We start from the raw sequence: 12,224 nt of genomic DNA on the forward strand, positions 1-12,224 counted from the left end.
GGGGTGGGGCCGGTGGGGCGGGGTGTGTGCCTTTAATCCTAAGCAGTCCACACACCAGGCCCCGGAGGCCCGTCACCGCACCCCGACAGCCCCGCGCAGCGGACCCCGCCCGCCGCAGGCGCAACGGCGGAGGCACCCGCAAACACCACCCGCACCCACGCCCCACGCAGCGGAGGGGGGGAAACCATGGGGGCTACCCCAAAGGGACACCCGCCTCAAGATGGAGGGGGCAACCGCGTTCACGCGCGCGGAGCGCCCAGTGGAGCCGGTTCCAGCGAACCGGCGGCAGCATCTGCCGCGCCTCCGCCTCCGTCGCGAAGCGCCATTCACGCAGCTCCGCGCCGGGAAGCAACAGCTTGCTGATGCGGTCGGCGGGCAGCGTACCGCCGTCGTAGAGCAGTCGGAGGCCACCGAAGCCGGGAGGCGCAGGCGCTTCCCAGTCCAGGACCAGCAGCCGCAGCGCGTGGGGCAGTTCGATGCCGAGTTCCTCGGCGACCTCGCGTACTCCGGCCTGTGCGGGGGCCTCTCCGCGTTCCACGACGCCGCCGGGGAACTCCCAGCCGGCCTTGTAGGTCGGGTCGACGAGCAGTACCCGGTCCTGGTCGTCGAAGAGCAGCACACCGGCGGCGAGCGTCTCGGCGGTCGGTTCGGGGGTCTGCACGATGTCGCAGGCGCCGGCGCCGGTACGGACCGCCTCGGCGACCTGTTCGGCGGCCTGCCGGGGCGTCAGCCGGGTGGTGTCCACGACGTGTGCGTCGCCGCGCAACCACGGCAGGGCGTCGGCGTACGGCCCGAGGTGTTCCAGGCACCACCGGCGGACCGACTGGTTCGTCGCGGCGTCGCCCGGGATCTCCTCGCGCTGCGCTATCCGCGTCCGCAGGATCGTTTCCTCGGTGTGCAGCAGCACATGCCGTACGGGTATCCGGCGGGCGGCGAGGGCGCCGAAGATCTCGTCGCGGTACTCCTGGCGCAGCAGCGTCATCGGCGCCACCAGCGGACCGGGGACCTCGGTGAGCAGGGCCGCCGCGGTGTCCACGACCATGCGCCGCCAGGCCGGCAGGTCCTGGTAGTCGTCGATCTCCTCGAACCGCTTGGCCGGCAGCATCAACCGCAGTCCGCTGCCGAGGAGTTCGGGGTCGTAGAGCGTGCTTCCGGGAAGCAGGTCGAGCAATTCATGAGCCGTACTGGTCTTGCCCGCACCGAACGCGCCGTTCAGCCAGACGATCACGGTTTCCCCTCTTCCCTAGACCCAGGTGAGTTGCCCGCAACACCCTGCCACGGAAACGCTCGGGAACCAGGGGCCGCGCGCACGACCGGGAACGTTGCACATTCGACCATCGGCCCGGCCCGGGGGCCTTCGCTCACCCATGGACCCGCCGATCGAGAAATGCCGCGCGGCGGATGCTCGGTCACCGTATCCGCCGCCGCGAAAGCCCCCGGCTAACAAGCGCTCCCCCGCCCCTCCTGTACCGAAACCCCCACCCGATACCGGGTTTCCGGACCGCCGCCGCCCCATGGAGTGCCGCATATGACGGCGGCCCATGGGGCCCGGCGGCTGGTTCCTCACGGTTCCGCCCGACCCTTGCGCGCGCCCGCGGATACCGCGCCCGGGCACTCACTCCTTCGACGGCCGCGGTCTCCAGGATTTCCCGCGGGAGGCTGCGCGGGAAAGGGGCCGGAAGGAACGTGCGGAAGGTGCGGGGGAATGCGGTCCGTACGGCGATGACAAGTGGAGGGAGTCGTCGTCCATTGCCGGGGAGTCCGGGGTATTGGCCTTCCTCTCGTCGGTGACTTCTGCTCGTACGCCGTGAATGGCCGGGGCGAAGGTTTTCTTCGGGTGCGGCTTCCGGGGCGGTCGGGGTGGGTGGGGGAAGGTCACCTTCTTGGCGCCGGGTGTCATGCCCCACGAGAACCGTCGCAAGGGGCCGTCGGGACCTCCGATGTTCTGTCGCTTACCCGGGTGCCGGCGGGGCGCCGCACGCTCACGGGGTCAGGTTGCTCTCCCAGGGGTGAACCAAACAGAAATCAACGTGAGTTGGCGGGATGTCGCTCTGATGGGGCGGGAGAGTCACGGGGTTGGTGAGCCTTCGTCAGGAACCGCGACCGCTCCTCTTCCAACAGACTCCAACAAGCCCTACCGTAAACACTCGCACGCGACCGGTACCGAACCCCACCACACCTCTCGCGAAGACGGAGGACGCGAAGCATGCGCGTTCATTTCCGCACCATCCATCGGCAAGGTCAGCGAAGAATCATCGGAGCGCTGTCCGCCGCGCTGCTGTGTACCGCAGGAGTGACCGCCCTGCCCGCCACGGCCCGGACACCCGGCGCCCCGGCCCCCGGAACCGCCCCCGGCGCGAGTACCGCCCGTACCGCCGGCGCCGCGGAGGCCCACCGGCTCCCCGGCGGCCTCGCGAAGACGCCCCCGATGGGCTTCAACAACTGGAACTCCACCCAGTGCCGGGCGGAGTTCAACGAGGAGATGGTCAAGGGCATCGCCGACCTCTTCGTCACCAAGGGCCTCAAGGCCGCCGGCTACGAGTACGTCAACCTCGACGACTGCTGGGCGCTGCCCACCCGCGACGGGGACGGCAAGCTCGTACCGGACCCGCGGCGCTTCCCGCACGGCATCAAGGCGCTGGCCGACTACGTGCACGCGAAGGGCCTCAAGTTCGGCATCTACACGAGCGCCGGGATCAAGACCTGCAACCCGGCCGGGTTCCCCGGCGGGCTGGGCCATGAGAAGTCCGACGCCCGGCAGTTCGCCGACTGGGGTGTGGACTACCTCAAGTACGACAACTGCAACAACATGGGTGTGGACGCCAAGCAGCGGTACCGGGCCATGCGGGACGCGCTCGAGGCCACCGGGCGGCCCATCGTCTACAGCATCTGCGAGTGGGGCGAGAACAAGCCCTGGGAGTGGGCGTCGGACGTAGGGCATCTGTGGCGCACCACCGGCGACATCAGCGACTCGTGGTCGAGCATGCTCGCCCTCGCCAAGCAGAACCTGCCGCTCGCACCCCACGCCGGCCCCGGGCACTGGAACGACCCGGACATGCTGGAGGTCGGCAACGGCGGGATGACGGACACCGAGTACCGCAGCCACTTCTCGCTGTGGTCGATGATGGCCGCTCCGCTGCTGATCGGCTCCGATCTGCGCAAGGCGACCCCGGAGACCTTCGAGATCCTGTCCAACAAGGACGTCATCGCCGTCGACCAGGACCCGCTGGGCAAGCAGGCCACGGTGCTGAAGTCCGAGGACGGACGCTGGACGGTGGTCCGCCAACTGGCCAACGGTGACCGTGCGGTGGCGCTGTTCAACGAGACCGGGCGGCCGCAGCGGATCTCCACCACGGCCAGGGACCTCGGCCTGCCGCAGGCCGACGGCTACCGGCTGCGTGATCTGTGGCAGCACCGGGACACCCACACCACGGGCACCGTCTCCGCGACCGTCCCGGCGCACGGCACCACCGTCTACCGTGTCTCCGCCGACCCGCGCTGGGCCACCTACCCGCCGGCCACCGAGACCGGCACCGACCGTACGCCGCTGGTCGAGGCCGGCACCGCCGCCGGGCTCCGCTCCACCGTGCGCAACCTGGGCGGCACCCCCGCCAAGGACCTCACCGTGACGCTCAGGGCGCCGCGGGGCTGGCGGGCCGAGGCCACCTCACCCGCGTCGGCCCGCGCCCTGCCCGGCGGCCGGACGTTCCGCACCAGCTGGCGGATCTCCGCGCCGTCCGGCACCGCGCCCGGCGCCTACGCCCTGCCGCTGACCGCCGACTACCGCTCCCCGGGCGGCGCGCGGATCACCACGACCCTGCCCGGCACGGCCCATGTCGTCGTGCCCCCGCCGGCCGGGACCGCGGACGCCGCCGCCCTCCCCTGGCTCACCGCCGCCAACGGCTGGGGCCCGGTGGAGAGGAACACCAGCGTCGGGGAGGAGGCCGCCGGGGACGGCAGACCGATCCGCATCGGCGGCACCGGCTTCGCGAAGGGCCTGGGCGTCCATGCCGCCGGCGAGGTGAGCTTCTACACGGGCGGGCGGTGCTCCGCGTTCAGCGCCCGGGTCGGCGTCGACGACGAGGCCGGGGACCGTGGCTCGGTGGGCTTCGAGGTGTGGGCCGACGGCGAACGGGTCGCCCGGGTCTCCCCGGTGACCGGTGAGGACCCCGCGCGGGACGTCAGCGCCCCGGTCGCCGGTGCGCAGACCGTCCGGCTGGTCGTGACGGACGGCGGGGACGGCATCGACTACGACCACGCCGACTGGGCGGACGCCACGTTCCGCTGCTGAGACGGCGGTCGCCGGGGCGGCCGTCGCTGCCGGGCGGGCCCGCCGGTCCGCCCGGCACCCGGGCCGCGCATCCGGAGTCAGCAGGTGCGCAGTCCGGGGACCGGCTCGTCGTTCTCCCCGCCCTTGAGGTAGACGACGCTGACGTAGACACCGGAATGGCCGCTGTCGTCATCGGTCTTGGCCCACCAGACGTTCGTCCACTTCCCGTAGGTCTCCCGGCGCCCCAGCCTCGCCTGGCAGTAGAAGTAGTTGGTGCCCATGGTGAGGGTGCCGACCCGCTGGAACGACGCGGTGTACGAGTCCGCGCCGCGCCAGACCTCGCAGTTGGCCCTGCCGCCGCCGATCGCCTGGCACGACGTCCTGTCCGTCGGCTCACCACCGGCGCCGTCACCACCGCCGCCGTCACCACCGCCGTCACCGCCCCCGTCGGTCCCGCCGGACGCACCGCCGTGGCCCCCGCCCGAACCGCTCCCGCCGTCGGCGCCCCCGTCGGATTCCCCCGCGCCACCGTCCTGCCCGCCCTGACGCCCGCCCGCACCACCGGGTTCGGGGGCGTTGGCCCCCGCGCCGTCCGAGGGCCGGTCCGACGAGGACGGCGGCCCACTCCGCCCGCCGTCCTGTCCCTTGCCGTTGCCTGTGCCGCCCTCGTGGTTGCCCCTGGCGTCGTTCCGGCCGTCGGTCCTGCCGTCGGCCGCGTCCCGGCGGTCCGGCCCGCCCGGCCCGGCCGACGGCCCGCGCTCCGCGACCGCCTTGCCCGGCCCGCCGCCGACCAGCCCATACGTGATGCCGCCACCCGCCACGAGCACGGCCAGCACCGCCGCCACGGCCAGGGCCACACGAGGCCGCCCTCGCGCGGGAACCCGTTCGGTCTCCCGCTCGGCAGCTCGTACGGCGTCCGGTCCGGCCTGCCGTCCGGTGGGGTTCGCCGGGTACGGGCCGGTGGCGCCCGGCGTGGGGTGCCCGGCGGTCGCGGAGTGCGGCGTCGCCGGCGGTGCCGGAGCGGGCGGTGCCGGTTGTGGTGTGGGCCGGGGTGCCGCCGGGCCGGCCTGCGGTACCGGGCCGGGAAGCCGGCCGTCCGGCGGGGCCGCCGCCCGGACATCGGCCACCGTGGGCGGGTGCGGCGCCGCGGGCGCCGGCAGCGGCGTGGGCGCGCGGCCCTCCGCCACCGCCGCCAGCAGGCCACGGGCCTCGGCGGCGGAGGGCCGGTCGGCCGGGTTCTTGGCCATCAGGGCATGGAGCACCGGGGTCAGCGGCCCGGCCCGCCGGGGCTCGGGGAGCGCATCCGTGACGATCGCGGTGAGCGTCGACCACACCGACGTACGGCGGAACGGCGCGCCGCCGCCCTCGACCGCCGCGTACAGCGTCATCCCGAGCGACCAGATGTCCGAGGCGGGGGTGGGGTCCTGGCCCTGGGCCCGCTCGGGCGGCAAGTAGTCGAGGGAGCCGACGAGTTCGCCGCTGCGGGTGAGATGGGTGGTCGCGCCGTCGCCCGGGGCGTCGATGCTGGCGATGCCGAAGTCGGTGAGCACCACCCGGCCTCCCCCGCCGCCCGGACGGCCCGGTCCGTGCCCCCAGCCGTCCAGCAGCACATTGCCGGGCTTCACATCGCGGTGCAGCACGCCGGCCCGGTGGGCGGCGTCCAGGGCTGCCATCACCTGAGCGCCGATCCGGGCGATCTCCCGGGGTTCGAGGGTGCCCCGCTCCTGCAGCACATCGTCCAGCGAGGGGCCGTCCACCAGCTCCATGACGATGACGGGCCGGCCGTCCTCGTCCAGGACGTCGTGGACGGTGATCACACCGGAGTGCCGGATGCGGGCCGCGGCCCGTGCCTCGCGCTGCATCCGGGTGCGCAGATCGGCCAGTTCCGGAGCGGAGGCATCGGTGTAGGCGCGCAGGACCTTGACCGCGACCTCGCGGCCCAGCACCTCGTCGACGGCGCGGCAGACCACTCCCATGCCGCCGCGCCCGATCCGGCCGGTCACGCGGTAACGGCCGCCCAGCAGCCGCCCGTTCAGATCCGCGTCGGGGCCGCCCGGCGACCCGCTCGCCGCGGCGGCGCCGGGCGCGCCGGAACCCGCTCCGCCGTCAACGCTCCGCGACGGCTCGCCCGGCCCGCTCGCACCGTTCGCCCCGGGCTCCCCGTCCGCCCCGTCCTGCGCACGCTCCCCCGTTGTCACCGTTGTCGATCCCCTCGATACCGGTAGCCCTGCCGAATCCCGTGTGCGTCACGGCGGCCGTCGCGATGGGCACCAGATTAGGGGGCGCAGGGGCGCGCGGGGGTGAGGTCAGGGCGCGGGGACGAACGCGTCGAGACGCGACTGCTGTGCGGCGGCCGCGGCGCCCACCACCCCGGCGTCCGTGCCCATTTGGGCGGGTACGACCGTCAGGCCCGACACGAACGACAGCTTCGCGAAGTCCCGCAGGGCCGTACGCAGGGGCCGGAAGAGGACCTCGCCCGCGCCCGCCACTCCCCCGCCGATGACCGCGATGTCTATCTCGACGAGCGTGGCGGTGGCGGCGATTCCGGCGGCCAGCGCGCGGGCCGCCCGCTCGAAGGAGCGCAGGGCGACCGGGTCCCCGGCATGCGCGGCGGCGGCGACGGCGGCCGCGCTGGTGTCGCCGTCGGGGCCCGGCTGCCAGCCGTTGGCCAGCGCCCGGCGGGCGATGTTGGGGCCGCTGGCGATCCGTTCGACACAGCCGCGGGAGCCGCACGGGCAGGGGTCGCCGTCGACGTCGACGGTGATGTGGCCGATGTGCCCGGCGTTTCCTGTGGGCCCCGGGTGCAGCCGGCCGTTGAGGACGAGCCCGCCGCCGACGCCGGTGGAGACCACCATGCACAGGGCGTTGGCGTGGCCCCGGGCGGCGCCCTGCCAGTGCTCGGCCGCGGTCATCGCGACGCCGTCACCGACCAGCACGACGGGACGCTCCCCCACGAGCGCCCGCACCCCGGCGACCAGCGGGAAGTCGCGCCAGCCGGGGATGTTGACCGGACTGACGGTGCCGGTGGCGGCGTCCACCGGGCCCGCGCTGCCGATACCGACGGCCGCCACCCGCGCCCAGTCCGGCCCCGCCGCCAGCTCGCCGATCACCTCGGCCACCGCGCGCATCACCGTCGCCGCGTCCTCGTCGGCGGGCGTGGGCCGGGCAGCCCGTACGAGCAGTCTGCCGCGGGGGTCCACCAGAGCGCCGGCGATCTTGGTGCCGCCAATGTCCAAGGCTGCGCTGAGGTCGGTCTGCATCTGTGTGGAATCTCCTGGTGGGCCCGGGGGCCGAGCGTACCGGCCCGGCGTGAGAACGCCAGTCTCCCCGCGATTGACAACGTTGTCTAGAGGCTATGCTCGACGCCACACGCCGACGCCGACAGAATCAGGACCGCTCACCGTGACCGACACCGCGCGGGGCACGTCCCGCCGCTATGGCACCCGGCCCACCATGAAGGATGTCGCGGCACGCGCCGGCGTCGGCCTCAAGACGGTCTCCCGTGTGGTCAACGGCGAACCGGGGGTCACCCCGGACACCGAGCGGCGCGTCCAGGAGGCCATCACGGCCCTGGGGTTCCGCCGCAACGACTCCGCCCGCATCCTGCGCAAGGGCCGCACGGCCAGCATCGGCCTGGTGCTGGAGGACCTCGCCGACCCCTTCTACGGCCCGCTCAACCGCGCCGTCGAGGAGGTCGCCCGCAGCCACGGCGCACTGCTGATCAACGGCTCCAGCGCCGAGGACCCGGCCAGGGAACAGGAGTTGGTGCTGGCCCTGTGCGCCCGGCGGGTGGACGGCCTGGTCATCATCCCGGCCGCGGACGACCACCGGTACCTGGAGCCGGAGATCGCGGCCGGGATAGCCACGGTCTTCGTCGACCGCCCGGCCGGCCGCATCGACGCCGATGCCGTCCTCTCCGACAGCTTCGGCGGCGCGCGGGACGCGGTGGCCCATCTCATCGCGCACGGCCACCGCCGGATCGGCTTCATCGGCGACCAGCCCAGGATTCACACCGCCCATGAGCGGCTGCGCGGCTACCGCACGGCAATGGCCGCCGCCGGCCTGCCCGTTGACGAGTCCTGGGTGTCCCTCGGCACGACCGCGCCGGAGCGGGTGCGGTCCGCCGCCACCGCCATGCTGGCCGGCCCGCAGCCGGTGACCGCGCTGTTCGCGGGCAACAACCGCGTCACGGTCACGGCGGTGCGGGTGCTCGCCGGCCACCCGCGCCCGGTCGCCCTCGTCGGCTTCGACGACTTCGAACTCGCCGATCTGGTCGACCCGGCCATCACCGTCGTCGCCCAGGACGCCGCCCGCCTGGGCCGTACGGCGGCGCAGCTGCTCTTCCGCCGGCTCGACGGCGCCGATGACGCACCCCGCCGGATGGACATACCCACCCGGCTGATCCCCCGCGGCTCGGGCGAGATCCCGCCGTCGGAGGGCTGAACTCCCGTCAGCCGACCGCCGTGGACCGGCGAACCGCCGGGCGCCGCGGGATCGGCGAGCAGCCACGCCCCGGCGCCACGGGCCGCCGCACCCCCGTCACCACGAGCCATCGCCGCCCGTCGTCATGAGCCGTCACCCCCCCGCCGTCACCGGTCCTCGCGGCGCCGGGGCCCGGCGCGGCCGGCCCTCCTCCAGAGGAGCGCCATCCCCAGCCCGAGCGCGATCAGCGCGACGAGCACGATGCCGGCCTTGAGCGCCTGGTCCACCAGCAGGTGGTGGACCAGCCCCGCACCGTCGTCCCCGCCCCGGGCGAGGACGGCCCCGGACCCCGTCAGCGGGCCGCCGCCGGTCATCGGCCCGCACCCCGCTCCCGCCGCCCGCGCCCGTCGTCCAGGCGGCGGGCCGCGGCCTTGAGTGCCACCCCGGCCAGCGAGCCGCCCGCCCGGGAGGCACCCCGGCCCCGCGTGGTGCCGCGGTCGTCCAGGTGACGGCTCACGGCACGCGCGGCGGGCGCCGCATACCGCCGCAGCTCGCCGAGCCTCCCCCGTCGCCGGAGCGCCAGCGCCACCGCGAAGACCAGCAGGGCCAGCACCACCAGACCGCCGACGAGCAGGCCGAAGCGCAGCAGCAGAAGGTTCAGGACCTGTTCCATGGCCACCTCTCCCATTTTTGTATCACGAGTGTGATAGAAAACAATTTATCACAGCCGTGATAGAAAGGGTCCATGCCCAAACAGGTGGACCGGGAAGCCCGGCGCCGCGAGGTCGTGGACGCCCTCCTCCGCGTGGCCGTACGCGACGGCCTCCAGCGCGCCTCCCTGCGCGCCGTCGCCGACGAGGCGCGGCTCAACATCGGTTCGGTCCGGCACTACTTCGCCGGCCAGGAGGAGCTGATGTGCTTCGCGATGCGGTCGATGGTGGACCGGGTCGCCGAGCGGCTCCGGCGCCGGATCGACGAACTGGGCGATCTGGACGGCCTCTCCGGGCCCCGCATCCGCCGGATCGCGGTGGAACTGCTCTCCGAGCTGCTGCCCCTGGACGACGCACGGCGCGCCGAGGTGACCGTCCTCGTCGACTTCTCCACGGCGGCGCGCACCGATCCCACGCTCGACGGCCTGGCCCATGAGGCCGCGGTCGCCACCCGGACCCTGGTGCGCCGCATCCTCACCCGGCTCGACTCGGCGGGCGGGCTGCGGCCGGGGCTGAGCGTCGAGACCGAGACCGAGCGGCTGACGTCCCTGCTGGACGGCCTCGGTTTCACCGCCGTCCTGCGGCCCGAGGTCCTGGACGCGACGACCTGCGCCGCCGTCCTGCGCGCCCATGTCGACGACCTCGGACCGGCGGCGGACTGACACGGACGAGGCCCCCGCCGGATCGGCGGGGGCCTCGTTCACACATGGAAGGGTGACGGTCAACTCACCGCATCACGCGCCAAGTTGGCCTGTTGCTCTCAGGCAGTCGTGGCCGTCGGGCGGCCCGCGAGGGCGTTCAGGTCGGCGCGGGTCAGGCCGGACAGCCGGGCGACCTCGGCGGTGTCCAGGGCGCCGCAGTCCAGGCCACGCAGCAGATAGCCGCTCAGTGCCTTGGCGGTGGCGGGCTCGTCCATGACGTCGCCGCCGGCCTTGGCGACGTACGCCGCGAGCCGGGCCGCCGCCTGCTCCAGGCCCCCGCGGTAGAAGGCGTAGACCGCCGCGTAGCGGGTGGGCAGATGGGCCGGGTGCATGTCCCAGCCCTGGTAGTAGGCGCGGGCCAACGAGCGGCTCACCAGGCCGTGGTGGAGCCGCCAGGCCTCGTGGACCCGCTCGGTCGGGCCGACCGGGAGGACGTTGGTCGAGCCGTCCGAGAGCCGTACGCCGGTGCCCGCCGCCGCGACCTGCATCACGGCCTTGGCGTGGTCGGCCACCGGGTGGTCGAGGGACTGGTGGGCGGCGCTGACGCCGCAGGAGGCGCTGTAGTCGAAGGTGCCGTAGTGCAGGGACGTGGCGCGGCCCTCGGCCGCCTCGATCATGCGGGCGACGGTGGCCCGGCCGTCGGCACCCAGGATCGACTGGGTGGTCTCGATCTGGATCTCGAAGCCGATCCGGCCGCTCTCCAGGCCGCGCGCCTTCTCGAACGCCTCCAGCAGCCGGACCATGGCGGTGACCTGCTCGGCGTAGGTCACCTTGGGCAGCGTGAGGACCAGGCCGTCGGGCAGCCCGCCGGCCTCCATCAGGCCGGTGAGGAAGATGTCGAGGGTGCGGATGCCGCGGTCACGGACGGCGGCCTCCATGCACTTCATCCGGATACCCATGCAGGGGGCCGCGGTGCCGGTCTCGTACGCGGCGGCGACCAGGGCGGCGGCGCGGGCCGCGGCGGCGTCCTCCTCGGCGTCCGGGCGGGGGCCGTAGCCGTCCTCGAAGTCGATGCGCAGGTCCTCGACGGGCTCACGGGCCAGCTTGGCGCGGACCCGGTCGTGGACGTCGGCGGCGAGCCCGTCGGGGATGCCGAGGACGGCGGCGAGCGCCCCGGCGTCGGGGGCGTGGGCGTCGAGGGCGGCGAGGGCCTGGTCGCCCCAGGAACGCAGGGTGTCGGCGGCGAAGACATCGCCGGGGACATAGACCGTGTGGACCGGCTGGCGGGTGCCGGGATCGCCCGGGTAGCGCCGCGCCAGATCCGCGTCCACCTGGGCGAGAGCGGCGCCGATGCCCTCGCGTACGGTGTCCGCGAGGCTCGTCGCCACGGTCTCCTGCTGCCCCATTCGCTGCCCCTCCCGGTGCTCACACCCGACAATCGCGCGTATTCCGCGTAACGGAATCAACAATCCGTATAGCGAAGTTATCCGGGTCGTTCGACGAGGTCAACACCCCTCGCCCCGGGCGGCGCAGGTCACGGGCGGCCACCCGCCCCCGAAATCCCGTGGCGCCACGACCCCGGCCGCAGCAGACTCACCCGCATGACATGGACCGCACCCTCCGTCGAGCGCCGAGAACTCCCCACCGTGGCCGGTGAACGGGAGATGCTGCAAGGCTGGCTCGACTTCCATCGCGACACCCTGCTGACCAAGTGCACCGGACTCACCGGTGACCAGCTCGTCCAGGCGAGCAGCGCACCGTCCAACCTGACCCTGCTCGGCCTGGTGCGCCACATGACGGAGGTCGAACGGGCCTGGTTCCGCCAGCGCTTCCTCGGCGAGCCGGCCGGTGACCTCTACTTCACCGAGGCCCGCCCCGACGCCGACTTCGAGGATCTCGACCCGTCCGCCGCCGAGGCGCAGTTCGCGGCCTTCCGCGCCGAGACCGAGGCCTGCGACAAGGCCGTGGCGGACCGCGGGCTGGACGAGACCTTCACCGGCACCCGGGGCGCGCGGAGCCTGCGCTGGATCTACGTCCACATGATCGAGGAGTATGCGCGGCACAACGGCCACGCGGACCTGCTCCGCGAGCGGATCGACGGCGTGACGGGCGACTAGGACGCGAGGCAGGACCGTCCGGCAACGCCTCCGCGGCACCCCTTCGGCCGCGGACACCCGAGGC

The 12,224-nt window shown here is 73.8% G+C and carries 10 protein-coding genes; 4 read left to right on the plus strand and 6 right to left on the minus strand.

All coding sequences use genetic code 11. The annotated features are described in order from the left end of the window. Positions 1 to 193 precede the first annotated feature (193 nt). On the minus strand, positions 194 to 1,228 hold the full coding sequence (locus ACWC9R_RS32475; RefSeq protein ID WP_450736926.1) for an NUDIX domain-containing protein: 1,035 nt from the start codon (positions 1,226 to 1,228) through the stop codon (positions 194 to 196). A 978-nt stretch (positions 1,229 to 2,206) separates the two neighbouring features. Between ACWC9R_RS32475 and ACWC9R_RS32480 the strand changes: the two genes are divergently transcribed. Beyond that, entirely contained in the window at positions 2,207 to 4,291 is a 2,085-nt protein-coding gene (locus ACWC9R_RS32480; RefSeq protein ID WP_450736928.1) for an NPCBM/NEW2 domain-containing protein, read from the plus strand. 77 nt (positions 4,292 to 4,368) lie between these two features. Here the strand turns inward: ACWC9R_RS32480 and ACWC9R_RS32485 are convergent, their stop codons facing one another. Beyond that, the gene (locus ACWC9R_RS32485; RefSeq protein WP_450736968.1) at positions 4,369 to 6,306 is read right to left on the minus strand and encodes a protein kinase domain-containing protein; all 1,938 of its coding nucleotides are present in this window, start codon (positions 6,304 to 6,306) and stop codon (positions 4,369 to 4,371) included. Positions 6,307 to 6,576: 270 nt separating this feature from the next. Further along, entirely contained in the window at positions 6,577 to 7,530 is a 954-nt protein-coding gene (locus ACWC9R_RS32490; protein ID WP_450736929.1) for an ROK family protein, read from the minus strand. A gap of 142 nt (positions 7,531 to 7,672) precedes the next feature. On the opposite strand from ACWC9R_RS32490, the gene ACWC9R_RS32495 reads away from it, so the two are divergent. After that, positions 7,673 to 8,713, plus strand: coding sequence for a LacI family DNA-binding transcriptional regulator (locus ACWC9R_RS32495; RefSeq protein ID WP_450736931.1), 1,041 nt, complete (start codon positions 7,673 to 7,675; stop codon positions 8,711 to 8,713). A gap of 146 nt (positions 8,714 to 8,859) precedes the next feature. Here ACWC9R_RS32495 and ACWC9R_RS32500 read toward each other — a convergent pair whose 3' ends face one another. Beyond that, complete coding sequence (locus tag ACWC9R_RS32500) at positions 8,860 to 9,066, minus strand: hypothetical protein (RefSeq protein ID WP_450736933.1); 207 nt, start codon at positions 9,064 to 9,066, stop codon at positions 8,860 to 8,862. After that, on the minus strand, positions 9,063 to 9,365 hold the full coding sequence (locus tag ACWC9R_RS32505; protein ID WP_450736934.1) for a hypothetical protein: 303 nt from the start codon (positions 9,363 to 9,365) through the stop codon (positions 9,063 to 9,065). The genes ACWC9R_RS32500 and ACWC9R_RS32505 overlap by 4 nt, the downstream gene beginning before the upstream one ends. A gap of 72 nt (positions 9,366 to 9,437) precedes the next feature. On the opposite strand from ACWC9R_RS32505, the gene ACWC9R_RS32510 reads away from it, so the two are divergent. Continuing rightward, positions 9,438 to 10,064: a TetR/AcrR family transcriptional regulator gene (locus ACWC9R_RS32510; RefSeq protein WP_450736936.1), complete on the plus strand. Its 627-nt coding sequence runs from the start codon at positions 9,438 to 9,440 to the stop codon at positions 10,062 to 10,064. Positions 10,065 to 10,162: 98 nt separating this feature from the next. Here the strand turns inward: ACWC9R_RS32510 and ACWC9R_RS32515 are convergent, their stop codons facing one another. Next, positions 10,163 to 11,449 carry a DUF6986 family protein gene (locus ACWC9R_RS32515; RefSeq protein ID WP_450736938.1) on the minus strand — a complete coding sequence of 429 codons (1,287 nt, stop codon included), beginning with the start codon at positions 11,447 to 11,449 and terminating at the stop codon, positions 10,163 to 10,165. 195 nt (positions 11,450 to 11,644) lie between these two features. Here ACWC9R_RS32515 and ACWC9R_RS32520 point away from each other — a divergent pair, with 195 nt between their 5' ends. Beyond that, the gene (locus ACWC9R_RS32520; protein WP_450736939.1) at positions 11,645 to 12,160 is read left to right on the plus strand and encodes a DinB family protein; all 516 of its coding nucleotides are present in this window, start codon (positions 11,645 to 11,647) and stop codon (positions 12,158 to 12,160) included. Positions 12,161 to 12,224: the final 64 nt, after the last annotated feature.

The sequence above is a fragment of the Streptomyces sp. NPDC001219 genome (assembly GCF_053597915.1).

What these genes read in the sequence shown, in the direction of transcription:
- ACWC9R_RS32480 (WP_450736928.1), top strand. Translation starts at nt 2,207, where the DNA reads ATGCGCGTTCATTTCCGCACCATCCATCGGCAAGGTCAGCGAAGAATC.
- ACWC9R_RS32490 (WP_450736929.1), bottom strand. Translation starts at nt 7,530, where the DNA reads ATGCAGACCGACCTCAGCGCAGCCTTGGACATTGGCGGCACCAAGATC.
- ACWC9R_RS32500 (WP_450736933.1), bottom strand. Translation starts at nt 9,066, where the DNA reads ATGACCGGCGGCGGCCCGCTGACGGGGTCCGGGGCCGTCCTCGCCCGG.
- ACWC9R_RS32505 (WP_450736934.1), bottom strand. Translation starts at nt 9,365, where the DNA reads ATGGAACAGGTCCTGAACCTTCTGCTGCTGCGCTTCGGCCTGCTCGTC.
- ACWC9R_RS32510 (WP_450736936.1), top strand. Translation starts at nt 9,438, where the DNA reads ATGCCCAAACAGGTGGACCGGGAAGCCCGGCGCCGCGAGGTCGTGGAC.
- ACWC9R_RS32515 (WP_450736938.1), bottom strand. Translation starts at nt 11,449, where the DNA reads ATGGGGCAGCAGGAGACCGTGGCGACGAGCCTCGCGGACACCGTACGC.
- ACWC9R_RS32520 (WP_450736939.1), top strand. Translation starts at nt 11,645, where the DNA reads ATGACATGGACCGCACCCTCCGTCGAGCGCCGAGAACTCCCCACCGTG.